The organism is Helicobacter sp. MIT 14-3879 (assembly GCF_003364125.1).
This window is the reverse complement of sequence record NZ_NXLP01000017.1, coordinates 1-23502: the sequence shown is the minus strand read 5'-3', so window position 1 is coordinate 23502 and position 23502 is coordinate 1. Positions and strand designations below refer to the sequence as shown.

Below are 23502 nucleotides of genomic sequence, written 5' to 3'. Positions count from 1 at the left end.
ATGATAAAAGATAATTTAACCTACAAAAATATTATAGATTCCCAAAAATTTATTTTTAAAGAAACAAACCTATCTGGGCTTTTTATAATAGAATCTAAGCCAATTAAAGATTCTCGTGGATATTTTGAGCGATATTTTTGTGCTAGTGAGTTTAAAGCAATAGGATTAAATAAGCCAATCTCTCAACAAAGTCACTCAAGAAGTATAGGAAAGGGCGTAATTCGCGGAATGCACTACCAAAATAATCCATTTTGTGAAGCAAAACTTGTTCGTTGTATTAGAGGTAGTGTATATGATGTAGTAGTTGATATTAGGAGGGATTCACCTACATTTTTACAGCACTTTAGTGTAGAATTAAAAGAGGGAAATTTTTTGTATCTTTATGTGCCAGAGGGTTTTGCACATGGATTTCAAACCTTAAGCAATGAGTGTGAGATATTATATAGTATGAATGAGACTTTCTCTCCTAATTTTTATAAGTCTCTAAATCCGCTAGACCCAAAATTATGTATAAAGTGGCCTCTAAAAATAAGCAATATATCAGATAAAGATAAGAATGCAGCATTTATAGATAATAACTTTGAGGGAATTATGCTTTGAAATTAAATATTTTATTAACAGGCTCAAGCGGCTTTATTGGCACAAATTTTATTTTAAAATTTCATAATATTTATAATATAACTGCAATAGCAAGGGCAGAATCTAAAGTTATAGAAGATAAATGCAATGTTTATAGATATAGTGATTTTAACTCTTTTCTTTTATTTTTAAATAAAAATAATTTTGATGGAGTAATACACTTAGCCACGCTTTATATAAAGTCTCATAAAAGTAATGATATAAAAAATATCATAGATTCTAATATCACTTTTGGAACAGAGATTTGCGAGGCTTTAGCTATTAGTAATTTTAAAGGTTGGTTTATAAATGTAGGGACTTTTTGGCAGTTTTATAAAAACATCTCAAATAATCCTCTAAATTTATATGCAGCCTCAAAAAGTGCATTTGAAAGTATTATTAATTTTTATGCAAATACTACAAATATTACTTTTAGCAATATTTATTTAAATGATACTTATGGAGCAAATGACACTAGAAATAAGATTTTTAATCTATGGTTAAAGGCTGCAAAAAGCAATGAGATTTTAGAAATGAGCAAAGGAGAGCAATTAATAGATATATTATATATTGATGATGTATTATATGCTTTTAGCATTCTAATAAAATTACTACAATCTAAAAATAAAGCATTAGCTAGAAATAAGGTCTTTGCTTTGCATACAAAACATAGAAAAACATTAAAAGAGTTAGCAAATATATTTGAAAAAGTAATGCAAGTAAAGTTAAATATTATTTGGGGAGCAAAGCCTTATATGGATAGAGAAAATTTTATTCCATTTGAGGGTGGAGATGAGCTACCAAATTGGGTGGAAAAAACCAGCTTTGAAGAAGGATTAAGATTATTAAAAGAATCGCTAAAGTAGAGACTTTTATAATACTAATCAAAATTTAAAAACTCTAAACTTAAGCTATAATTTCGTTTAATTAAGCATTAGAAGTGAAAATTTGGGAGGTCAAAATTTGGATAATAGAAAGTTAAAACAAGAAATATTTTCTAAAGTAGCAAATTATTATTCACTAATACATAAAAAACAAGGTTTTCAAAAAGGCGATAAAATACACTATGCAGGTAGGGTGTATGATGAGGAAGAAGTAATTAACCTAGTAGATTGCTCACTTGATTTTTGGCTAACTGCTAAAGATTATGCAAGAGAGTTTGAAAATAAATTAGCAAAATTTTTAGGAGTATCGTATGCTTTGCTTGTGAATTCTGGCTCAAGTGCAAATTTATTAGCATTTTATACATTAACTTCACCACTTCTTAAAGATAGGGCTATAAAAAGAGGTGATGAGGTTATTACTCTTGCTGCTGGTTTTCCAACGACAATTGCCCCCATTATTCAATATGGTGCTATACCTGTATTTGTTGATTGTGATATACAGACGCATAATATAAATGTCAGTGAATTATCTAGTGCATTAAGCAAAAAAACAAAAGCAATTTTTATAGCTCACACTTTAGGTAATCCATTTAATTTAAAATATGTAAAAGAATTTTGCAATAAAAATAATCTTTGGTTAATCGAAGATAACTGCGATGCACTAGGTGCAAAATATGATAATAAATTTACAGGCAGTATTGGGGACATAGGAACTTCTAGCTTTTACCCAGCACATCATATTACTATGGGAGAAGGTGGTGCAGTATATACAAACAATCCATTGCTTAAAAAGATTGCCCTTAGTATGCGTGATTGGGGTAGAGATTGTTGGTGTGAGGGTGGAAAGGATAATACTTGCAATGCAAGATTTAATCAGCAATTTGGCAAACTTCCATTTGGATATGACCATAAATATGTATATAGCCACTTTGGATTTAATTTAAAAGCTACCGAAATGCAAGCAGCCATAGGTGTAGCACAGCTATCAAAATTACCACAATTTATTCAAAAAAGACAAATTAATCATTCTAAGATTTTAAATGGATTGAGAGAGTTTGAAAATTACTTTATATTTCCAAAGGTTTTAGAGAATGCTACCCCTAGCTGGTTTGGATTTATTTTAACACTAAAAGATAATATTCCCTTTAATCGTAATAAAATAGTTGAATTTTTAGAATCTAAGAATATCCAAACTCGCAATTTATTTGCTGGAAATATGCTCTATCAACCCGCATTTAATCATTTAGTAGAGAATGTTGATTATAGAATTATTGGCAATTTAGAAAATACAAATAAAGCGATGAATGATAGTTTTTGGCTTGGCGTGTATCCGCTTCTTTGTGATGAGCAAATAGGCTATATTATAGATTCTTTTAAAGAATTTATTTCTATTTATGGGGGGGGGGGTTATCAAGGTAATTCCATAGGTTTCAAAGAAGTTAGCAAGGATATTTTAAACTCTAGTTTATTTAGCACTTCTTTTTATTTTAAAAGAGTGCAAAGTATAGATAAAGAGTCTAAAATAAAAATCTCCCTATTGCTTTATAATAGCAACTCACTTGTATTTATACCAAATAAAATTTATTATCTTAAAGATAAAATCTTAGAAATTAAATTATTTTTTAAAGAACCTATTTGTGAGATTCTAGGATTTAGCTTTAAATATATAGATTCTACAACTTCTAATTTATTATATTTAAGGAGTGTAGCGTGAATTCCTTAAATATAAATTGTAAAAATTGTAATAATAAATTAACTTTTAAAATTGCTGACTTAGGCTTTTCTCCACCATCAAATTCATTTTTAAAAGATTTAGAACATAGCGAAATTTATTATCCACTAAAAGTTTATTTATGTGAAAAATGCCTTTTAGTCCAAATTAATGAATATAAGAATGCAAAGGAGATTTTTTCAAAAGATTATGTATATTTTAGTTCTTATTCTAATTTATGGGTTAATCATGCAAAAAATTATGCAAGTATGATTAAAAAAATTCTAAATTTAGATTCTAACTCGCAAGTTATTGAAATTGCTTGTAATGATGGATATTTATTGCAGTTTTTTAGAGATATGAATTCTTTAGGAATTGAGCCAACTACTAGCACAGCTAGTGTAGCTAGAAATAAAGGCATAAAAGTGATAGAAGATTTTTTTGATTCTAATCTTGCAAAGAGTCTTCCAAAAGCTAACCTAATCATTGGAAATAATGTTCTTGCCCATATACCAAATATTAGAGACTTTATTAAAGGTGTTAGAATAGCACTTAAAGAAGATGGTGTTGCAAATTTTGAATTCCCACATATTTTAAATTTAATAAAATATAATCAATTTGACACAATTTACCACGAGCATTTTTATTATTATAGTTTGCATTCAGTAATGAATTTATTTGAAAATGAAAATATGTATATTTATGATATAGATTTATTAGACACACACGGCGGAAGTCTTAGAATCTATGCTAGTAAAGTTAATAAAAAAATAAGTAAAAAGATACAAAAAATACTTTTATTAGAAAAGCAGTATAAATTAGATTCTAAAGATGGATATATTGGATTGCAAAAAAATATGCAAAACTTAAAAAATAAATTTTTATCTTTACTCTTGAGATTATATAAGCAAAATAAAAAAGTAGTAGCTTATGGTGCTGCTGCAAAGGGAAATACCATATTAAATTATTGTGGCATTAAAGATGACTTAATTTTATATGCAGTTGATTCCTCCCCACATAAGCAAAATTTATTTCTTCCCGGAAGTCATATAAAAGTTTTATCTCCAAGTTATCTTAAAGAAATTGTTCCTGATTATATTTGGATTCCAGCGTGGAATGTGAGTGATGAGATAATTTCAAATGTAAAAGAGATAGTTAAAATAGATTGCAAATTCATTATAACTACTCCAAAACTACATATAATAAATGTTTAGCTAGAATCTAGTTTTATTTTTTTATAAGGATGAAGAATTGGAAAGTTACCTAGAAGTTAATATTTCAAATAGAATAAAAGAAAATTCAAAAGAGTTTTTAAGCCTTTTAAATCCAAATAAACGCTATAACATGCAAGATGTAAATATCAATTCATTAAATACTAGAGGTATTAAAAATGAGCCTATAAAGCTGGAGCGAAATATGAAGTTTAAATTACATAAATTTGATATTTTGCATTTTAAGCAACTAGAAATTGTAACAACTAGCGGAGGAGCATTTAATAATGGAAGTATAGTTCAAGAAAATACTGTGAGTTTTGGAACGCATAGCTATGTAAATCATTGTTATAATTCATTTAAAAAACTTCAAAAAAGATTATTTATTCCATTAAATATTTTAGAGCTAAAAGAAACATCTAAGGTAATATTAAGCCTTATTTTTGGTAAAGAACAAAGAATGTTAAAAAATAATAATCCAAAGGTTTTATACCACTCTCCAAATTGGGATTGTTTTGCTCACTTTAGTCTTGAGGAATTTCCTAGACTTTTAGCTACGCTTAAAGAGCTTTACAAAAATGGGGGGGGGATACACCTATAATTAATTTTGATAATTTAATTATTATAGCTCCTATTAAGAATTCTTGGCAGTTTAATCAATATATTTATCCAGCATTGTTAAGCCTTACAAAAGAACATAACCCAAAACTTCCATTTGGCATTAAAAAGGATAATATAATTTGTGTAAATGATAGAAAACCTCCATTAAAAAGCCTTCTTATAGCAAATAATGTATATGTTCCAACACAAGTGAAATTTAATAAAAAATATTTATTAGATGCAATAGAATTTTTAAGAGAATTTTATTATGATAAAAATTTTTTAGGTGGTAGTGATAGAATATATATCTCAAGAGCAAAAAGCTCAAAAAGATTCTTAGTAAATGAAAAAGAGTTTAGAAAATTATTAGAATCTAAATATGGTTTTAAAACTATATTTATGGAAGAAATAGACTTTAAAGATAAAATTAATTATTTAAGCAGAGCAAAAGTATGCTTAAGCATTGATGGCACTTCAGTTTTAAACTATGCTTTTATGAGAAGTGGAGGTAAAGCAGTAGCACTTAGAGCTATGGATATGGCAGAATACCCAATAGATTCTATCTTTGGAATAGAATTTTTACCAATAGTATGCGATATTGTAAATCCTAAGAATACAAATCACATGGATGGTGATGTTGGCACTTGGTTTGCATCAGACCTCTATGCAGATATTCCCTACATAGAGGAGAAACTTAAATCTTATGAAATAGAGCCTTATATTTGATAAGATTATATCTTTTAAAATAGAAGGATTAAAAATGATAAAAGAGATTTTTAACATTCTAAAACTTAAGCTTTATAATAAAAGAGAAATGAATAGATTTATAAGAGAATTTAGAGAGAAAAACTTGCATAATCATACTTTTCCTGTATCAAGATTTATATTAGAAAATGTTAGCATTGGAAAAGCTACATATGGACCAATAGAAGTGCTAGACTATGGAAATAAAAATGCAAAGGTAAGAATTGGAAATTTTTGTTCAATTGCTGCAAATGTAAAGTTTTTATCGGGGGGGGGGCATAATATAAATACACTTTCAACATATCCATTTTATGCTTACTTTAGTCAAAAAGAAGAGGAAAATACTACAAAAGGTTTAATAAGTATTGGCGATGATTGCTGGATTGGAAGGGATAGCATTATTTGTTCTGGCTGCAATATCCCACAAGGTTGTATTATAGGTGCTGGAAGTGTAGTTCGTGGTAATTTTGAGCCATATAGTATAATTATTGGAAATCCTGCTATTTGTATAAAAAAACGTTTTGTTAAAGAAATAATTGATATTTTATTAGATATTGACTTTAGTTTAATTGATAAAGATTTTATAAGTCATAATTTTAAAAATCTTTATATGCCACTAGATAAAAATCTAGCACTTTATTTTAGAGATGAAATTAAAAGTAAATATAAGCTTTGATTTTATAAAGTGTATTTTAGAGACAAGAGGCTTAAAAAATAAATACTTTTAAAGAGGTTAAAAAAGAAGCTTTTTGATAATAAAATTATTCTATTTCTTCAAATGGAGGACCTTTTTTTAAAATCTCTGTTAATTTTGCTGCTTTTTGAGGAGGCATTTTGGCTAAAATCTTTCCTATATCTTTAGAATCCATAGGAAATAGTAATTCAGCTGCTTCATTTAATGGCATGTTGTCTATTATAGCTCCTGCTTTAGAATCTTTCATTTTAGAGTATGTTTGAGAAATCTTTTGAGTTTTTTTATTTTCTATCATTGCTAATAAATCTTCATTTTGTTTAATTAAGTCTTTTATATTATTTTCCCTATCTTTAGCCTCTTTTAACAAAGATTCTATCTTTTGTTCTTGTAGTTTTAACTCTTCTAACTTTTTGTCATTTAGTTTTTTTTGCTCACCATAAAATAAACTCATTAGTTTTTTTTGCTCATTAATTTTATTTAGCTCATTTGTTATTTCAGCCTTTCTTTCTTCAAAAATCTCATTACAAGTAATTACATCCCCAAATGCCATATTGCTAATAAATAATAGAGTAATAATTTTATTTAATATAGTCTTTTTTAACATATTTTTGCCTTAAAACTCTGCCAAATTCATCTAGTTCATTTTGTTCGATTCGCTTTATTTTATCTATCATTATTTTTACCTCATCTAAGTGTAAATAATTTATTTTTTCATATTCAATCTTTGCAGTATTGTATCGTTTTAATGTATCTATCTTACGAGATTCTAGCATTTCTAATAAGTTTTGCTCTTCTTTTATCTTATATCTAATATTGCTAATAAGCTCTCTAAATGCTAGAAAGTCAGAAAATAATTTCCCTTCTTTTGGAGAAGTAAAGTCATTAATTGATGAATTAAGCTTTAAAATTTCTTGTTTTTTGAGTGATATTAGGTTATTAACCTCTAAAATCTCTCTTTCTATTTTATTTAAAATATCTTGCTTTAGTTTTAGAATCTTGCTAAATTTTGTTTTCATCTATTTATCGTATCATTTCTATCTGGACTTGTTGATATAGTAGTAATCTTAGTTTTTAAGATATTTTCTAATGCTAAAATATAGTCTTTTGCCCCTTTTGGAAGAGAATTAAAATCTCTAATTCCTACACTATTATCAAACCCTTTAAATTCCTCATATATAGGCTCTACATTATCTAGGCTAAATGGATATGATTTTAGCATTTCATTATTTTTTTTATATCCTACACATACTTTTATTGTATTAAACCCATCTAGCACATCTAGTTTCATTATAGAAAGTTTTGTAATACCATTTAGCTTTATTGCGTATTTTGCTGCTACTGCATCAAACCATCCACATCGCCTTGCTCTGCCTGTTGTTGTGCCAAATTCTTTACCATTATTTCTAATACACTCTCCACTTTCACCTAAATCTTCACTCGGAAAGAATCCTTTTCCAACTCTAGTGCAATATGCCTTTGCTACACCAATAATTTCTCCTATGTCTTTAGGAGAGATACCACTTCCACTACAAGCACCAGATGAAATAGTATTAGAACTTGTTACAAATGGATATGTGCCGTGGTCAATATCTAGCATACTTCCTTGAGCTCCTTCTAATAGAATTTTTTTATTATTATCCATAGATTCCCATAATATTTCATTAGTATCTTTAATAAAAGGCTTTAATTGCTTTGCATATTCTTTTACTTTAAAACTTAATTCTTTTATTGTTGGGAGCTTAATATTATAGATATTTTCAAATGGAGTAAGCGAATCTAAATGTAGTTTTAATCTCTCAATAAAATTATCAATATCTAATAAATCCCCAACTCTAAAGCCAACTCTCCCTACCTTATCAACATAAGTAGGTCCTATGCCTTTACAAGTAGTTCCTATTGAGGTTTTATCATTACTCTCTTTTGCTTTATCTAACATTTCGTGATATGGTAATATTAAATGTGCCTTTGGGCTAATGAATATTCTATTTATAGCATTACTAAATTGCGATACCTCACTTAAAAATGCTTCAGGACTTAAAACCACTCCATTGCCAATTAGATTAATAGTTTTATCATATAAAATTCCACTAGGTATTAGATGAAGGGCGATTTTTTTGCCATTTACAACTATGGTATGTCCTGCATTATGACCCCCTTGATAACGGACAATAACATCATAATTTTTAGCTAGGCTATCTACAATCTTGCCTTTGCCTTCATCCCCCCATTGAATACCAACTACAACATCGCATTTACTCATTTAAACACCCTTTTATAAAATATACAAATTAAAATTATACAAAATTATCTACATTTTAAAGCTATTTACAAGATTGCCAATTAGGAGGTTAAACCCATCTACAAGTATGAAAATGAGTATCTTAAATGGCAATGAAATCATAATAGGAGGAAGCATCATCATACCTAATGCCATAAGAAGTGAGCTTACAACCATATCAATAACCAAGAATGGCAAATAAAGTAAGAATCCAATTTGAAAGGCAGTTTTTAACTCACTAATCATAAATGCTGGCAATAGAACCGTTAGAGGAACATCATTGATTGTTTTAGGATTTTCTAATTTGCGGATTCTAAAAAATAATGCTAAATCTTTTTCTCTAGTATTTTTTAGCATAAATTCTTTAAATGGCTCAATAGTTCTACTAAAGGCTTCATCATAAGAAATTTCTTTAGCAATATATGGTTTTATACCATTATTATATCCTTTTGTAGCGACAGGTTCCATAATAAAAAAGGTAAGTATTAAAGCTAATGAAACTAAAATTTGAGTTGGTGGAGATTGCTGCGTTCCCATAGCAGTTCTTAAAAATCCTAGCACAATTATAATTCTAGTAAAGCTTGTCATAACAAGCACAAGAGATGGTGCTAATACAAGTAATGTTATAATTATTACAATGTTTAATGTAGTTACTAAGTCACCAGGTTCTTTGGGGGCATTAAGTGAGAGGTTTACCGTAGGTAGTGTTGGTGAGGTTGATTGAATATTGGAGATTTGATTTGATTGTATAGAGTTTCCGGGCTCTTTTACGCCCTCTAATATTAGATTTCCATTATCATCAACTGCACCAAAAACAAAGCTAAAAATCAAAAGTATAGACAAAAATTTAAGCATTAATTATCCAATATGCCTTTAGTTTTAATAGGCATATTTTTTGCATAAAATCTTATATTGATAGTATCTGTATTAACGCTTTTATCTTCTTTGCCTATTGTGCTAATTCTACTACCTTCAATATTTAAATCAAAAAGCTCCCTAGAAACAGCAAGCGCAATATTAGAAGCTCTATCAAGATTAATTTGACTTGTTGATATATTTGATTTACCTAATACCTCTATTTGCGTGTTTTGCGGCATTTTGGCAAATATTTGTGAAACTCTTTTTAAAAATAGTTTGCTATCTTCATTAATCTTAAAATTTTTATCAAATACTACATTAGCAGGGAGAGTTATAATAAATCCATTTATTCCATCACCTAAAATACTAGCTGCCCCATTAGAGACATTTGGCATTTCGTTAAAATCAATTATTGATTGTTCAATTAACCTTAACTCATCTGCATATTCAGGTGGAATTGTAATATCTCCTGGAAGTGTTATCCTATTGACACTGGGTTCTATTTTTATTCCACCAGGAAGTATGCTTAATGCACCTTGAATGCTAGCTTCTGCTTCGATTAGTTTTTTTGCATCAAAAGTTGCCATTGACAAAAGCAATATAAAAAAAGTTAAAAGCAAGCTCATCAAGTCTCCAAAAGTCCCTAACCATAGAGGAAGACCACCGCTTTTTTCTTTTTGCTTTATTTTCTTTGCCATTTTAGATTCTTAATCAAATTGACTAACGCGTTTGCTTGGAGGAAGAAATGATAGTAATTTAGTCTCTAAAACCCTAGGGTTGTCTCCTGCTTGAATAGATATTATCCCCTCTATTACTAATAATTTCATCAAAGCTTCATCTTGTGCTCTAATTCTAAGTATATTTGCAACGGGAGCTCCAACAGTGTTTCCTATAAGCGAACCATAAAATGTTGTTATCAAAGCAACAGCCATAGCAGGACCAATAGTGCTAGGATCACTCATATTTACAAGCATTGCAACAAGACCAATTAATGTTCCAAGCATACCAAATGAACCAGCTAGTGCTGACCAAGTATCAAAAATATCTGCATTGCCATTATGTCTATTTAATGATTGTTCCATATCTATTTCTAACAATTCACGGATAGCATCTGGTTCTGAACCATCTACTGCCATACTTAAGCCTTTTCTTAAAAAATCGTTTTCTTCTTGATTGACATTTTGCTCTAGAGATAATATACCATCTCGTCTTGCTTTTATGGCATACTCAACTATTGTTTTTATTAAAACGGGTATATTATATTGATGTGGTTTAAAAGCTATCCCTATGTATTTAAAGATGTTTTTCATTTGTTCTATTTTAAATGAAATTAGTAATGCTGAAAGAGAACCACCAACGGTAATCATAAGAGAAGGAATATCTATATATACTTGTATTCCAGCTCCAAGTATCATAGAACCAAAAAGTAACACTGATATTAGGAATAGCCCTATAATAGTTCCTAAATCCATATTTTGCACAGCTCCTATAAAAGTAAGTTGTGATTATATCTTTTCTTGTGTTAAAATTTGATAAATAACAAAACTTTAAATAAGGATTATAAAATAGCAAATGATGGTAAATAAAACTTCAGTTATTATTTTGGCAGGTGGCTTTGGCACTCGTATGAAATCTTCTACTCCAAAAGTAATGCATAAAATTTGTGGAAAAGAGATGCTTTTTTGTATTATTGATGAAGTGCAAAATATTAGTGATGATATTCATATTGTATTATTTAATGAGGCAGATTTAATAAAAGATTCTATAAATAAGGTCTATCAAAATAATACATTTAATTTTCACTTACAAGATTATAAAAATTATCCCGGCACAGCGGGTGCATTGATGCAAGGTGGGGATTCTGATAGTGCTAAGAATCCATTTGAATTTAAATATGATAAAACTTTAATTTTAAGCGGTGATATGCCACTAGTTAGGGCAGAAAAATTAGAAGAATTTACAAAACTAGATTGTGATATTGTGCTTGGAATCTTAGAATTAGATGATGCAAGTGGTTATGGTAGGGTGGTAATTAAAAATGATAAAGTAATAAAAATAATAGAAGAAAAAGATGCAAGTGATGAAATTAAAAAAATAAATTTTGCAAATGCTGGGATATATTGCATTAAAAAAAATATATTAAGAAATTTTCTAAAAGAAATTGATAACAAAAATAATCAAAATGAATTTTATTTAACAGATATTATTCTTTATAGCGATGACTTAAGAGCAGTTATTGCAAAAGAAGATGATTTTATGGGTGTAAATTCAAAGCTTGATTTAAGTAAGGCAGAATCCATAATGCTAAAACGTTTAAGAGATAAAGCAATGAAAAATGGCGTTACTATAAGAATTCCAGATAGTGTATATATTGAATTTGGAGTGGAATTTGAGGGGGAATGTGAAGTTGAGAGTGGAGTTGTTTTAAAAGGGAAAAGTAAAATTATAAGTAGCAAGATTCTATCTAATAGTGTTATTGAGAGTAGCCTTATAAAAGATAGCACTATTGGTCCATTTGGTAGAATACGTCCAAAATCAAATATTATAAATTCTCATATTGGTAATTTTGTAGAAGTAAAAGCATCAAATTTAAATGAAGTAAAAGCTGGACATTTAAGCTATCTTGGAGATAGTAAAATAGGTAGTGGGACGAATATTGGTGCAGGAGTTATTACCTGCAATTATGATGGTAAAGAGAAGCATAAAACAAATATTGAAAATAATGTATTTGTTGGTAGTGGAACGCAGTTAATAGCCCCTATAAATATAGAATCCAATGTTTTAATTGCTGCTGGAAGCACAGTAACTAAAAATGCTAAAAATGGAGATTTAGTTATTGCTAGGGCAAAACAAGAGAATAGAAGCAATTTTTTTTATAAGTTTTTTGGAAAAAAGTAATACAATTTAGCTTTAATTTAAAATAAGGAGAAACTATGAATTTAATAATTAATGGCAATACTATGGCATTTAATGAAAAAATAAATATAAAAGATATTTTAAATAAATTAGAAATAGAAGATAAAATTTTTGCAATAACACTAAATAGCACACTTGTAAAAAAAGAAGAGTATAATAATACCTTTCCAAATAATGGCGATAGAATAGAGTTCTTACAATTTATGGGTGGTGGTTGATTTTTAAGACAATTTTAAAAAAAATTGTCTTAAAAAATATTTAAAAGAAATATAAGCCAATTATAAATATAGGACACGCAAATAAAAGAGCTGTCATACAATAACCCATAATATCTCTTACGCCTAATCCTGCAATTGCTAGTGCGGGTAATGCCCAAAATGGTTGTATCATATTTGCCCATTGCTCTCCATAAGCAATAGCCATAGTCGCTTTACCAAAATCTGCCCCTAACTCTTTGGCTGCATCAATTACAAAAGGTCCTTGAATTATCCAATGCCCACCACCTGATGGCACAGCAAAGTTAATTGCAGCAGAAGAGAAGAATGCCCATACTGCATAATTATCTTTATTAGCTATATTAATAAAAAATTCTGTAATAATTTGTCCAACTCCAGAGTGATCCATAATTCCAGCTATTGCTGCATAAAATGGAAATTGAACAAGTATCCCAGCAGTGCTTTTTGCTGCCGCCTGTATTGCCCTCATATAAGCCATAGGAGTTTTATGCAAAAAAAGTCCAGCAATTAAAAATATTAGATTTACACTATTTAAATTAAGCCCTGCCATAAAACCTTTGTCCATAAAATAAAAAACTAAATATGCTATACCTAAAATTACAATTAAATAAGCTAGGATTCTGCTTTCTTCAAGCTTCAAAGCCGGAGTAGCATCTTTTGGAAGCTCTCTTTGAAAACTTGGTTCTTCTGCTAATAAAGCAGGATCAATATTTTTTGGATTTTTTGGGACCATAAAAGTAGCTAAAATAGGCATAAAAATAAGCAAACAAACAATAACAAAAAGATTATAAGCAGTAAAGATAGTCTCATTCAATGGAATTGGATTTCCTTCTAAGTGATTTTTTACAATAGTATTGCTTGCATCGCTTGCTGCAAGTGGCATAGAACCACTAAGCCCTCCACCCCAAGTCATAAATCCTATATAGGCACAGGCAATTAATAGCCCATAATCTACAGCTTTTAGATTTCTTGCAACTTGTTTTGCAAATAATGCTCCCACAACAAGACCAAATCCCCAATTTATTGCTGAAGCAAGCCCTCCAAAAAAACAAACTAATGCCACACCTTGCTTAGGCGTTTTGGCAAAAGACGCAAGAAATTTAAGCAACTTTTTTACTTGCTCTGAATTTGCTAATGCAAAACCTGTTACCACAATCATAGCCATTTGCGTAGTAAAGGCTAAGAAACTCCAAAAGCCATCTCCCCAGAACCCAATAATTGCAATAATAGAATTTTGCCCTTCTTTTGGTTCTACCACATAAAGCCCCCAAATAAAAATTATTATTGTAAGGAGCACTACAAAAACTAAAGGGTCAGGTAAATATCTATTAACAATCCTAACCATAAACGAACTTAGTTTCCCAATCATTTCCAATCCTTTAATTTATAAGCAAATTTCAAAATTTGCTTCTGTCTTTGATTTAACTTCTTCTAAAGTTACATTTGGTTGTAGCTCAATTAATTTCATTTTATTATTTTCAAATTTAAATACACCAAGTTCTGTAACAAGTAAATCTACAACCTTTGCTCCTGTAAGAGGCAAGCTACATCTCTTTTTAATTTTACTATTACCATTTTTATCAGTATGTTCCATCATAATAATAACTTTTTTTACTCCATTTACTAAATCCATTGCTCCACCCATTCCCGGGACAAGTTTTCCTGGAATTATCCAATTTGCGAGATTTCCTTCTTCATCAACCTCTAATGCCCCTAGCACTGTAATATCAACATGTCCTCCACGAATAAGACTGAAACTAAAACCTGAATCAAAAAACATACCACCCTCTAAAATACTTGAAGGTTGTCCACCCGCATTAGTGATTCTTGGGTTAACTTTATCTTTATCAGGAGATGGACCCATTTTAAGCATTCCATTTTCAGATTGTAAGATAATATTTATACCTTCAGGTATGTAGTTGCTTACTTGTGTAGGCATTCCTATTCCTAGATTTACTAAGTTGCCATCTTTAAATTCTTTTGCTACTCTTCTTGCAATAATTTCAATTAATTCTTCTTTAGTCATATTTTATCCTTTATGCTGAATGATATAATCTACTACGATACCAGGAACAATTACTTGATTAGGGTTTAGTGCCTCTTGCAGTATTTCTTCTACCTCTACAATAACTAAATCTGCTGCCATCGCCATTAAAGCATTAAAATTTCTTGTTGTTCCATCATAGGAAAGATTTCCATATTTATCTGCATATGTTGCATACACTAATGCTACATCTGCCCTTAATGGTCGCTCTAATAAGTAATCCTTTCCATCAACATTTATTATTTCCTTACCCTTGGCAACATCTGTTCCAATACCTGTTGCTATAAGCACACCACCCAATCCAGATCTGCTTGCTCTAATCCTCTCAGCTAATGTTCCTTGTGGAACTAAAGTTACTTCTATTTCACCGCTACTCATTTGTCTGCCTGTTTCTTTATTAGTCCCAATATGTGTTGCAATAACTTTTTTAACTTGTTTATTAGTAATAAGCTTTCCATAGCTAAAATCTGCCATAGCAGTATCATTGCCAATAATTGTTAAGTTTTTTGTCCCAAGATTTATAAGTTCTTCCACACAATTATGTGCTGTTCCACAACCTAAAAATCCACCCATCATCACAGAATTGCCATCTTTTATCAATAACGCAGCCTCTTTTGCAGAAATAATTTTCATTACTCACCCCTTTCAAAAATAGCAGAGATTCCTTGTCCTCCGCCAATACATAAAGTTGCTAAACCAAATTTACTATTTCTTCTTTTCATTTCATTTAAAAGTGTAACAACTATTCTAGCCCCACTTGCACCCACAGGGTGTCCTAATGCAATAGCCCCACCATTAACATTTACTCTATCAATCTTAGGCGAAAGCTCTTTTATGCAAGCAATACTTTGTGCTGCAAATGCTTCGTTTGCTTCAATTAAATCTATATCATCAATACTCATTTTTATTTTTTGTAATACTTTCTTTGCAGCCATTGCAGCACCTATTCCCATAATACTAGGATCAACACCAACACTAGCAATTGCTCTAATAGTTGCAAGTATTGGAAGGTTTAATTCTTTTGCTTTATCTTTACTCATCAATAAACACATAGCTGCACCATCATTAATCCCAGAAGAATTTCCAGCTGTAACACTACCTTCCTTATCAAATGCAGGTTTAAGTTTTGAGAGGCTTTCTGCATTTATATCCGTTCGGACATATTCATCAATAGCAAATTCTATATCACCTTTCTTATTTTTTAATAAAATAGGGACAATTTCGTCTTTAAATTTTCCATCATTAATGGCTTTTGTAGCTTTTTGTTGTGAATGCAGTGCAAATTCATCTTGCTCTTCTCGTGAGATATTATATTTTTTAGCAAGATTTTCAGCAGTAATTCCCATGTGGTAGCCATTCATTGCACAAGTTAGAGCATCTTTAATCATACTATCTACTACATTTTGATTTCCCATTTTATAACCAAACCTTATGTTTTCTAGTAAAAATGGGGATAAAGACATATTTTCAGTTCCACCAGCTAAGATTATATCTTGCTCACCTAATGCAATACTTTGCATAGCTAAATGGATTGACTTTAATCCAGAGCCACAAAGTTTATTAATTGTATAAGCTCCTTTATCTTCACTCATTCCTGTTTTTATAGCAACCTGTCTAGCAGGGTTTTGCCCAAGCCCAGCTTGAAGAATCTGACCTAAAATTAATTCTTGCACATCTTTAGAATTTACACCTACTTCCTCAAGAATAGACTTAGAAACTATTGTTGCTAATTCAGTAGCACTTACATTTTTCAAACTACCTAAAAAGGATCCAATAGCTGTCCTTTTAGCACTTACAATGACGACTTCTTGCATTTATACCTCCTAAATATTTATTTTAATGATAAGTAAAAAATAGCTTAGTCTTTAATTATTAAAAATACGCGTTAAATGCTTAAAATTTGGGACATTGAGCATTTTTAAATATCATAAATCAATTATATAGCTTAATTATGTTTAAAATCAATAATTAAAGAAAAAACTTATAAAACTTTAATACAAAAGTAAATTATCTTAAATATTAGTTATAAAGCATTTATGTAAGTTAAAATAAAACTTAGTTATACTTTTTGCATTATTTTTTAGGAATTTATATGGTTAGATTGTTTTTAATTTTCTTATTAAGTATTAATTTATACGCAGAAAATATCCTTAGAGTTGCTGTATCTCGAAATGTTGGAGTGATGAATCCCCAAGGATATGGCTCAAATGAGATGTTTGCACAAAATATGATTTATGAGGGATTGGTAAAAGTTAATAATGAAGGCAAAATTGTCCCGTCTCTAGCTACTTCTTGGGAGATTAAGCAAAAAGGTAAAGTTTATGTTTTTAATTTGCGTAAAAATGTCTTATTTTCAAATGGTGAAGAGTTTAATTCAAATGCAGTAAAGAAAAATTTTGATTCTATACTTAAGAATGCAAAAAGACATTCTTGGTCGGCTCTTATTGCTCTTATAAATGATATAGAAGTTGTAGATTCTCATACAATAAAGATTCATTTAAAAAGCCCATATAGTCCTACGCTTAATGAGCTTGCTCTAGTTAGACCATATAGATTTATTGCTCCAAGTATGATACCTTCTGATTTAGATTTGGTAAAACATAATCCAAAAGAGCCCATAGGAACAGGGGCTTATATGCTTGTAGATACTAAATTAGGAGTTAGTGATACTTTTAGAAAAAATCCGAATTATTGGGATAGAGATTCATATAATGGAATTTATTTTGATTTAATAATAACAAAGGTAATTGTAGAGCCAAATGCAAAGCTAATAGCATTAAAGACTAAACAAATTGATTTGATTTATGGATTTGATGAAATTCCAATAGAGATTTTTAAAAATATTTCAGAAACTAATGAGTTTAACACCTACACAAGCTCACCAATTTTTACTACAACATTAGTTATGAATCCAAAAAATGATTTTTTAAGCTCAAAGCTTATTCGCCAAGCAATCATTATGGGGATTAATAAAGATGAACTTATAAAATCAGTTTATTATAACTATCAACAAAAAGCAGATTATCTTTTTGCTAAAAATATGCCCTATACTTTTAATGTTAAATATGCCAATTTAGCTTTTAGCCAAAATAAAGCAAGACAAAATATAGAATCTTTAGGTTATGTATTTAAAAATGGATATTTTTATAGGGATTCTAAGAGATTAGAATTAGAGCTTATTTATGTAGGCAATAATCCAGCCCAAAAATTTATGGCAGAAATTTTACAAGCAAATCTAAAAGATATAGGGATTTTTTTAAAACTTACACCAACGGAAGCTACAATTTATAGGAAAAAGCAAACAAATGCTGTTTTTGACTTATGTTTTAATGATACTTGGGGGATTCCGTATGAACCTCTTACTATGCTAAATTCTATGACACATACAGGGCATGTTGATTTTGCAGTCCAACAGTTTCTTAAAGAAAAACCAAAAATTGATAGCGATATTAAAAAAGCAATTACAATGCAAGATAAAGATTTATTAAAATTTATTCCAAATATATTAAGCGAAATTTATAATTTAGATATTTACATTCCGCTTACCTATCAAACTAATAAAGCTATTGCTAATAAAAACCTAAAAGGAATTGTTATGCCTGTTGTAATGTATGAAATACCCTTTTGGGAATTTTATAAATGATTCGCTATATTTTTTATAGAATCTTTCATATTGTTATTATTTTATTTTTTACTTCTATATTTATATTTTTTTTATTGAGGCTAAATAATACAGACCCCATAGCACAATATTTAATTCATTCAAATTTACCTTCAACTCCAGAAATTATAGAAGAAATAAAGCAGCAATTTGGATTAGATAAGCCTATAATTGAGCAATATATTTTATGGTTTAAAAATGCTATTTTTTTAGATTTTGGTAATTCATATATAACAAATCGACCTGTAACACAAGATTTTTTAACATATTTATCTAATTCATTATTGCTAATATTTTTTGGATTTTTATTTATCATTATTGGTTCTATTCCACTTGGAATTTTATCTGCTATGTATAAAGATAGATTACCTGATTTTATTATTAGGGTATTTTGTTTTATTGGGGTTTGTATTCCTAACTTTTGGTTGGCATTTTTATTAATTATCATATTTTGCATTTATTTAGAGTGGTTACCGCCACTTGGTATAGATGGAATCAAATCATTTATTTTACCCTGTATTAGTATATCCCTTATGTCTTTATGTATAAATACAAGGCTTATTCGTTCAAATATGTTAGAAGTAAAGAAAGATAGACATATTATTTATGCACATTTGCGTGGTTTAAGCAATACAAAAATTTCAATAAAGCATATTTTTTTTAATGCAATAATTCCTATCGTAACTGCTCTTGGTATGCACATAGGAGAATTAATAGGAGCTGCATTAATAATTGAGACAATATTTGCAATTCCTGGTATCGGATTTTATAGTCTGCAAGGTATTGTTAATCACGATTATCCTATTATTCAATGTTTTGTGATTTTGATGTGCCTAGTTTTTACTTTATGTAATTTATTTGTAGATATTTTATATGCTTTTTTAGACCCTAGAGTGTATAAAAATATACAAGAAGATTAAATATGAATAAAGTTAGTAAAAAATTTAGCATAATTGGTAAAATTTCTAGCTTTAGTATTATCTTTATAATTTTGGTTATATTAATTGCTCCTTTGTTTATTCCATATGAACCTAATAGTATTAATTTAGAAAATAAATTTTCACAAATAAGCAGTAGTCATTTTTTAGGGAGTGATCATTTAGGTAGGGATATAGCTACAAGGTTAATTTATGGTGCAAGACTATCTTTAAGTGCAGCTTTTATAACTTTATCCATAATCATTTTTCTTGGGATTAGCATAGGTGGAATATGTGGTTTTATAGGTGGTAGATTGGATAGATTTGTAATGAGAATTTGTGATTTTTTCTTTAGTGTGCCTACTATTGTGCTATCACTTTTTTTTGTAGGTATTCTTGGGAGCGGTTTAATAAATGTAATAATTGCTATTGCTTTAACTCACTGGGCGTGGTATGCAAGGATTGTTCGTAGCATTATTTTTAACCTTAAAAACAAAGAATTTGTAGTTTTATCACGGATTTATGGAGCTAGTCATTTACAAAGTTTTAGACGCAATATGTTAATTCCTATACTTATGCAGTGTGTAGTGCTTGCAACAATGGACATAGGACATATTATATTACATATTGCAGGGTTGTCATTTTTAGGGCTTGGGGTGCAACCTCCAGAATCTGAATGGGGGGTAATGCTTAGCGATTCTAAAGAATTTTTATGGAGCAACCCAGAATTATTAATTTATCCCGGAGTGGCTTTATTTATAACTATTGCTTTATTTAACCTTTTTGGGGATAGTTTGAGAGACTATTTTGATATAGATTTAAAAGATTTTAAGTAGGTTGATAATGCTTTTAGAGGTAAGAAATTTAACATTACAACTACAAACAACTTTTTTGCTAAAAGACTTGTTTTTTAAAATTGAGAGTGGAAAAACCTCTGTTTTATTAGGAGGAAGTGGTAGTGGAAAAACACTTTGTATGTCTTCTTTACAAGGAATAATTCCCCCAAACCTCAAGCAAATTAGTATAGAAATCTTGCTAGATAATAAAAGGCTTAATGAAAAGGATATTTTTAAATCAAGAGGGAGGCTTTTTTCAAGCATTATGCAGAATCCAAGAACTTGCTTTAACCCACTATATACTATAAAAAGCCATATAAAAGAAACTATTAAGGCACTAAATCAGGTTTATAATACAAAAAATATAGAATTGATTTTAGATGAAGTTGGATTAGATGCTAATGTATTAAATCTTTATCCTTTTGAAATTAGTGGAGGTATGTTACAGAGGATTATGATAGGGATTGCATTATTAAGCAAAACACCATTTTTACTTGCTGATGAGCCTACAAGTGATTTAGATATACTAATTCAATATAAGATTTTAGATATTTTAAAAAAACTTCAAGCAGATAAAAATTTAGGGATATTGCTTATCACCCATAATTTAGATATTGCCCTAAATATGGCTGATACTATATATATCATTGACAATGGGCGTATGATTAATACTTTTGAAACTTATAATCTTTCAAATATGCAATATAGTAACATACCAATTGTTCAAACAATAATTGATAAATTTAGAACAAAAGAATTAAAATGCTTTTGAGATTAAATAATATCTCTCACTTTTATTCTTATCATTCTTTATTTAAAGTTAATACAAGAGAGGTTTTATCAAATATTAATTTAAATATAATGGAGAATGAAAATATTGGTTTGCTTGGGTTAAGTGGCTGTGGTAAAAGCACATTAGCAAAGGTAATAGCACAGCTTGAGAAGCCAAAGAATGGAGAAATACTACTTGATAATAAAATAGTTAATATAAAATCTTTAGCAGAAAGAAAAAAGTTTTATTCTAAAGTTCAAATTCTTTTCCAAGATTCTATAAGCTCACTTAACCCAAGATATAATATTTTACAAAATTTACAAGAGCCGCTAGATTATCTTTTAAATGTCCCAAAATCTAAACAAATGGAGCATATTCTACCGTTATTAGATAGCTTAAAGCTATCTAAAAATATTTTATATAAATATCCATCTATGCTTTCTGGTGGTCAGGCACAGAGGATTTGCATAGCTAGGGCTTTTCTTATCAAACCAAAATTTATTATTTTTGATGAGGTAACTTCAAACCTAGACTATATGCTTCAAGATGAGGTTTTAGCTCTATTTTTATCATTACAAAAACAAAATAAATGCTCTTGTTTGTTTATTACCCACGATATTGTCTTAGCTCGTAAATTTTGTGATACATTGATTCTTATGCAAGAAGGAAAAATTATTGAAACAATCAACCAAAATAGCACATTTCAAACACATTTAGGAAAAGAATTTGAACTATGTGTTTTTAAATAGTTGAAGTTTTCAAATCATTTTTTCCACCACTTTGGTGGGTTATCTTGCAAGGGGGAATCTTTAAATATATCGTTCATATACCTTACATTGCTTATATCCCACGAATCTAAGTTTTGATTAAAAGATTTTGCCCCTGCAAACATACCCATCATAGTAACTACCTTGCCTGTGTCCCAAGAATCTAGTGGTTGGTTAAAAGATTCTGTGCCATAAAACATACCCTGCATATCTCTCACATTACTTACATTCCACTTATCTAGGGGTTGATTGAAGCAACTTGCCCCCGCAAACATACGTCTCATATTTTCTACACTGCTCGTATCCCAAGTCTCAATTCCGTTAAAACATTCCCTCTCTGAATCCGCAAATAACTCGCTCATATCTGTAATCTTTGAAGTGTCAATTTCACCTAGATTAACGCTCTCAATTTCTTTGCCATTTAACATTTCTTTTTTATTGAGGAGTTCTATTAATTCCTCTTTTGTCTTAGGAAAATATTTGTGTTGAATCTTATGGGCTGATTGCTTAGAATCTGTGCTTTTATTGGCATCTTTAAATTCACAAGATTCACAATTAAAATCTATTGTGGTTGTAGCTGTAACTACGATAGGATTTTGGTTAATAAAGTTGGTGTTTGTAGATTTGCTCTTTGGAGGATTAGATTTGGAATCTACATTTATAGATTCGTTTTTTGCTAGTTGTGTGAGAATGCTAGGTGTTGTAGATTTACTCTTTGCAAGATTGGTTTTAGAATCTACATTTATAGATTCTCTTTTTAGAGAATTAGATTCAAGGCTAGAATCTACTTTAGTTCTACTTATGATAGTGTTTATGGGTGGGATTGTATTTGCAGATTGACTTTTTATAGAAATAGATTCAAGATTAGAATTTGCATTGATAGTTTCATCTTTGAGAGTGTTTGTATCAAAGGTTGGGGCATTTGTAGATTCACTCTCTGCAAGATTGGATTTATTCTTTATAGAATCTTCATAACCACTACATAAGCTTAAGCTAAAGATTGCCAATAATACAACAATGCCTTGATAGATTCTCATTGCTTTCTCCTTATCTTTTTAATATTAACACAATGCTTAGAATAATAGCCTTAAAACGATAAATATGATTGTCCTATTTGTAATGTATGACAAGGTAATACATTGTAAATAGGATTCTTATCATTCTTAACATAGTAAAGAATCGCCTTGAATATAAAGAGAGGTATTTCGGCTTTTTCAAAGCCTCGCACGAGCGAAGCTACAAGCCCCACTTGCAAATATGACAAAATGGATATTTCGCTTTATTCACGCCCTCGTACGTGCCTCACGCAACTCACCCATACTTACAAATATCACAACGCTCTTATTCTTTCAAATAGGATAAACACTCTTTCCCACATTTGCGAATGGAATAAACTTTCTTGTCATTCTGAAGTTTCTTAGGAACTTAAGAATCTAGCAATTCTTGTCATTCTGAACCTGCTTTAGCAAAGTGAAGAATCTCTTCTACTAGATTCTAAAAAGCTAAAGAATCTCAAAACAAGTTTATAGTTTATTGTCATTCTTAAGGTTTAAAGCCTCAATTTACTTTGTCATTACTTAAACCTTTAGGCGAAGAATCCTTTAGAGAATCTTAAAGACTCCATAATAAGAGATTCTTCACTTTGCTAAAGCAGGTTCAGAATGACAAGGATTGCTAGATTCGTCAATTTTGCTACACAAGTCTTCAAAATGACAAGAAACTAAAATGTTATTTTGAGAATTATTTAATCATGCA

25 protein-coding genes and 1 pseudogene are annotated in these 23502 nt (G+C 29.6%); 15 read left to right on the top strand and 11 right to left on the bottom strand.

The window, feature by feature from the left end; translation table 11 throughout:
• From rfbC to CQA44_RS08240, 7 genes and pseudogenes are all read left to right on the top strand, one after another.
• Complete coding sequence (rfbC, locus tag CQA44_RS08270) at window positions 1-600, top strand: dTDP-4-dehydrorhamnose 3,5-epimerase (protein WP_115546791.1); 600 nt, start codon at window positions 1-3, stop codon at window positions 598-600.
• The gene (locus CQA44_RS08265) at window positions 597-1484 is read left to right on the top strand and encodes an NAD(P)-dependent oxidoreductase (RefSeq protein ID WP_115546790.1); all 888 of its coding nucleotides are present in this window, start codon (window positions 597-599) and stop codon (window positions 1482-1484) included. The genes rfbC and CQA44_RS08265 overlap by 4 nt, the downstream gene beginning before the upstream one ends.
• A gap of 97 nt (window positions 1485-1581) precedes the next feature.
• A pseudogene (rfbH, locus tag CQA44_RS08260) lies at window positions 1582-2886 on the top strand (lipopolysaccharide biosynthesis protein RfbH); the annotation flags it as partial.
• 326 nt (window positions 2887-3212) lie between these two features.
• Complete coding sequence (locus tag CQA44_RS08255; RefSeq protein ID WP_220272151.1) at window positions 3213-4427, top strand: class I SAM-dependent methyltransferase; 1215 nt, start codon at window positions 3213-3215, stop codon at window positions 4425-4427.
• Between the two features lie 37 nt (window positions 4428-4464).
• Window positions 4465-5025, top strand: coding sequence for a hypothetical protein (locus CQA44_RS08250; RefSeq protein WP_115546788.1), 561 nt, complete (start codon window positions 4465-4467; stop codon window positions 5023-5025).
• A 74-nt stretch (window positions 5026-5099) separates the two neighbouring features.
• On the top strand, window positions 5100-5750 hold the full coding sequence (locus CQA44_RS08245; RefSeq protein ID WP_181881835.1) for a glycosyltransferase 61 family protein: 651 nt from the start codon (window positions 5100-5102) through the stop codon (window positions 5748-5750).
• Window positions 5751-5784: 34 nt separating this feature from the next.
• Complete coding sequence (locus CQA44_RS08240; RefSeq protein ID WP_115546786.1) at window positions 5785-6444, top strand: CatB-related O-acetyltransferase; 660 nt, start codon at window positions 5785-5787, stop codon at window positions 6442-6444.
• Between the two features lie 85 nt (window positions 6445-6529).
• On the opposite strand, the gene CQA44_RS08235 is transcribed toward CQA44_RS08240, so the two are convergent.
• From CQA44_RS08235 to CQA44_RS08210, 6 genes are read right to left on the bottom strand one after another with little or no spacing between them, the layout of a single operon-like run.
• The gene (locus CQA44_RS08235) at window positions 6530-7066 is read right to left on the bottom strand and encodes a MotE family protein (RefSeq protein WP_115546785.1); all 537 of its coding nucleotides are present in this window, start codon (window positions 7064-7066) and stop codon (window positions 6530-6532) included.
• Window positions 7041-7478: a flagellar export protein FliJ gene (locus CQA44_RS08230; RefSeq protein WP_115546784.1), complete on the bottom strand. Its 438-nt coding sequence runs from the start codon at window positions 7476-7478 to the stop codon at window positions 7041-7043. The genes CQA44_RS08235 and CQA44_RS08230 overlap by 26 nt, the downstream gene beginning before the upstream one ends.
• The gene (locus tag CQA44_RS08225) at window positions 7475-8722 is read right to left on the bottom strand and encodes an adenylosuccinate synthase (RefSeq protein WP_115546783.1); all 1248 of its coding nucleotides are present in this window, start codon (window positions 8720-8722) and stop codon (window positions 7475-7477) included. The genes CQA44_RS08230 and CQA44_RS08225 overlap by 4 nt, the downstream gene beginning before the upstream one ends.
• A 48-nt stretch (window positions 8723-8770) precedes the next feature.
• Window positions 8771-9595 (bottom strand): flagellar type III secretion system pore protein FliP, encoded by an 825-nt coding sequence (fliP, locus tag CQA44_RS08220; protein WP_115546782.1) that lies wholly within the window; start codon window positions 9593-9595, stop codon window positions 8771-8773.
• Window positions 9595-10296: a flagellar motor protein MotB gene (locus CQA44_RS08215; RefSeq protein ID WP_115546781.1), complete on the bottom strand. Its 702-nt coding sequence runs from the start codon at window positions 10294-10296 to the stop codon at window positions 9595-9597. Before CQA44_RS08215 ends, fliP begins: the two co-directional genes overlap by 1 nt.
• A gap of 9 nt (window positions 10297-10305) precedes the next feature.
• On the bottom strand, window positions 10306-11070 hold the full coding sequence (locus CQA44_RS08210) for a motility protein A (RefSeq protein ID WP_115546780.1): 765 nt from the start codon (window positions 11068-11070) through the stop codon (window positions 10306-10308).
• 103 nt (window positions 11071-11173) lie between these two features.
• Between CQA44_RS08210 and glmU the strand changes: the two genes are divergently transcribed.
• Window positions 11174-12496, top strand: coding sequence for a bifunctional UDP-N-acetylglucosamine diphosphorylase/glucosamine-1-phosphate N-acetyltransferase GlmU (gene glmU / locus CQA44_RS08205; RefSeq protein ID WP_115546797.1), 1323 nt, complete (start codon window positions 11174-11176; stop codon window positions 12494-12496).
• A gap of 35 nt (window positions 12497-12531) precedes the next feature.
• Window positions 12532-12732: a sulfur carrier protein ThiS gene (thiS, locus tag CQA44_RS08200; RefSeq protein ID WP_115546779.1), complete on the top strand. Its 201-nt coding sequence runs from the start codon at window positions 12532-12534 to the stop codon at window positions 12730-12732.
• Between the two features lie 40 nt (window positions 12733-12772).
• On the opposite strand, the gene CQA44_RS08195 is transcribed toward thiS, so the two are convergent.
• The 4 genes from CQA44_RS08195 to CQA44_RS08180 are packed head-to-tail and all read right to left on the bottom strand — an operon-like array spanning window position 12773 to window position 16608.
• On the bottom strand, window positions 12773-14119 hold the full coding sequence (locus tag CQA44_RS08195) for a TIGR00366 family protein (protein WP_115546778.1): 1347 nt from the start codon (window positions 14117-14119) through the stop codon (window positions 12773-12775).
• A gap of 15 nt (window positions 14120-14134) precedes the next feature.
• The gene (locus CQA44_RS08190) at window positions 14135-14776 is read right to left on the bottom strand and encodes a 3-oxoacid CoA-transferase subunit B (protein WP_115546777.1); all 642 of its coding nucleotides are present in this window, start codon (window positions 14774-14776) and stop codon (window positions 14135-14137) included.
• 3 nt (window positions 14777-14779) lie between these two features.
• Window positions 14780-15427 carry a CoA transferase subunit A gene (locus CQA44_RS08185; protein ID WP_115546776.1) on the bottom strand — a complete coding sequence of 216 codons (648 nt, stop codon included), beginning with the start codon at window positions 15425-15427 and terminating at the stop codon, window positions 14780-14782.
• Window positions 15427-16608, bottom strand: a complete 1182-nt coding sequence (locus CQA44_RS08180; RefSeq protein WP_115546775.1) for an acetyl-CoA C-acetyltransferase — start codon at window positions 16606-16608, stop codon at window positions 15427-15429. Before CQA44_RS08180 ends, CQA44_RS08185 begins: the two co-directional genes overlap by 1 nt.
• A gap of 278 nt (window positions 16609-16886) precedes the next feature.
• On the opposite strand from CQA44_RS08180, the gene nikA reads away from it, so the two are divergent.
• Genes nikA through CQA44_RS08155 form a run of 5 tightly spaced genes read left to right on the top strand, consistent with a single transcriptional unit; the run spans window position 16887 to window position 21729 of the window.
• Entirely contained in the window at window positions 16887-18437 is a 1551-nt protein-coding gene (gene nikA / locus CQA44_RS08175; protein WP_115546774.1) for a nickel ABC transporter substrate-binding protein, read from the top strand.
• Entirely contained in the window at window positions 18434-19375 is a 942-nt protein-coding gene (locus tag CQA44_RS08170; protein ID WP_115546773.1) for an ABC transporter permease subunit, read from the top strand. The genes nikA and CQA44_RS08170 overlap by 4 nt, the downstream gene beginning before the upstream one ends.
• Before the next feature lie 2 nt (window positions 19376-19377).
• Window positions 19378-20208 (top strand): nickel ABC transporter permease subunit NikC, encoded by an 831-nt coding sequence (gene nikC, locus CQA44_RS08165; protein ID WP_115546772.1) that lies wholly within the window; start codon window positions 19378-19380, stop codon window positions 20206-20208.
• A 7-nt stretch (window positions 20209-20215) separates the two neighbouring features.
• Complete coding sequence (locus CQA44_RS08160; RefSeq protein WP_115546771.1) at window positions 20216-20980, top strand: ATP-binding cassette domain-containing protein; 765 nt, start codon at window positions 20216-20218, stop codon at window positions 20978-20980.
• Window positions 20971-21729 (top strand): dipeptide/oligopeptide/nickel ABC transporter ATP-binding protein, encoded by a 759-nt coding sequence (locus tag CQA44_RS08155; protein WP_115546770.1) that lies wholly within the window; start codon window positions 20971-20973, stop codon window positions 21727-21729. The genes CQA44_RS08160 and CQA44_RS08155 overlap by 10 nt, the downstream gene beginning before the upstream one ends.
• A gap of 14 nt (window positions 21730-21743) precedes the next feature.
• Here CQA44_RS08155 and CQA44_RS13010 read toward each other — a convergent pair whose 3' ends face one another.
• The gene (locus tag CQA44_RS13010; RefSeq protein ID WP_220272150.1) at window positions 21744-22784 is read right to left on the bottom strand and encodes a BspA family leucine-rich repeat surface protein; all 1041 of its coding nucleotides are present in this window, start codon (window positions 22782-22784) and stop codon (window positions 21744-21746) included.
• A 147-nt stretch (window positions 22785-22931) separates the two neighbouring features.
• On the opposite strand from CQA44_RS13010, the gene CQA44_RS12415 reads away from it, so the two are divergent.
• Window positions 22932-23168 carry a hypothetical protein gene (locus CQA44_RS12415; RefSeq protein ID WP_147289768.1) on the top strand — a complete coding sequence of 79 codons (237 nt, stop codon included), beginning with the start codon at window positions 22932-22934 and terminating at the stop codon, window positions 23166-23168.
• The last annotated feature ends 334 nt before the right edge of the window (window positions 23169-23502 follow it).

What these genes read in the sequence shown, in the direction of transcription:
- rfbC (WP_115546791.1), top strand. Translation starts at nt 1, where the DNA reads ATGATAAAAGATAATTTAACCTACAAAAATATTATAGATTCCCAAAAA.
- CQA44_RS08240 (WP_115546786.1), top strand. Translation starts at nt 5,785, where the DNA reads ATGATAAAAGAGATTTTTAACATTCTAAAACTTAAGCTTTATAATAAA.
- CQA44_RS08235 (WP_115546785.1), bottom strand. Translation starts at nt 7,066, where the DNA reads ATGTTAAAAAAGACTATATTAAATAAAATTATTACTCTATTATTTATT.
- CQA44_RS08230 (WP_115546784.1), bottom strand. Translation starts at nt 7,478, where the DNA reads ATGAAAACAAAATTTAGCAAGATTCTAAAACTAAAGCAAGATATTTTA.
- CQA44_RS08225 (WP_115546783.1), bottom strand. Translation starts at nt 8,722, where the DNA reads ATGAGTAAATGCGATGTTGTAGTTGGTATTCAATGGGGGGATGAAGGC.
- fliP (WP_115546782.1), bottom strand. Translation starts at nt 9,595, where the DNA reads ATGCTTAAATTTTTGTCTATACTTTTGATTTTTAGCTTTGTTTTTGGT.
- CQA44_RS08215 (WP_115546781.1), bottom strand. Translation starts at nt 10,296, where the DNA reads ATGGCAAAGAAAATAAAGCAAAAAGAAAAAAGCGGTGGTCTTCCTCTA.
- CQA44_RS08210 (WP_115546780.1), bottom strand. Translation starts at nt 11,070, where the DNA reads ATGGATTTAGGAACTATTATAGGGCTATTCCTAATATCAGTGTTACTT.
- glmU (WP_115546797.1), top strand. Translation starts at nt 11,174, where the DNA reads ATGGTAAATAAAACTTCAGTTATTATTTTGGCAGGTGGCTTTGGCACT.
- thiS (WP_115546779.1), top strand. Translation starts at nt 12,532, where the DNA reads ATGAATTTAATAATTAATGGCAATACTATGGCATTTAATGAAAAAATA.
- CQA44_RS08195 (WP_115546778.1), bottom strand. Translation starts at nt 14,119, where the DNA reads ATGATTGGGAAACTAAGTTCGTTTATGGTTAGGATTGTTAATAGATAT.
- CQA44_RS08190 (WP_115546777.1), bottom strand. Translation starts at nt 14,776, where the DNA reads ATGACTAAAGAAGAATTAATTGAAATTATTGCAAGAAGAGTAGCAAAA.
- CQA44_RS08185 (WP_115546776.1), bottom strand. Translation starts at nt 15,427, where the DNA reads ATGAAAATTATTTCTGCAAAAGAGGCTGCGTTATTGATAAAAGATGGC.
- CQA44_RS08180 (WP_115546775.1), bottom strand. Translation starts at nt 16,608, where the DNA reads ATGCAAGAAGTCGTCATTGTAAGTGCTAAAAGGACAGCTATTGGATCC.
- nikA (WP_115546774.1), top strand. Translation starts at nt 16,887, where the DNA reads ATGGTTAGATTGTTTTTAATTTTCTTATTAAGTATTAATTTATACGCA.
- CQA44_RS08170 (WP_115546773.1), top strand. Translation starts at nt 18,434, where the DNA reads ATGATTCGCTATATTTTTTATAGAATCTTTCATATTGTTATTATTTTA.
- nikC (WP_115546772.1), top strand. Translation starts at nt 19,378, where the DNA reads ATGAATAAAGTTAGTAAAAAATTTAGCATAATTGGTAAAATTTCTAGC.
- CQA44_RS08160 (WP_115546771.1), top strand. Translation starts at nt 20,216, where the DNA reads ATGCTTTTAGAGGTAAGAAATTTAACATTACAACTACAAACAACTTTT.
- CQA44_RS08155 (WP_115546770.1), top strand. Translation starts at nt 20,971, where the DNA reads ATGCTTTTGAGATTAAATAATATCTCTCACTTTTATTCTTATCATTCT.
- CQA44_RS13010 (WP_220272150.1), bottom strand. Translation starts at nt 22,784, where the DNA reads ATGAGAATCTATCAAGGCATTGTTGTATTATTGGCAATCTTTAGCTTA.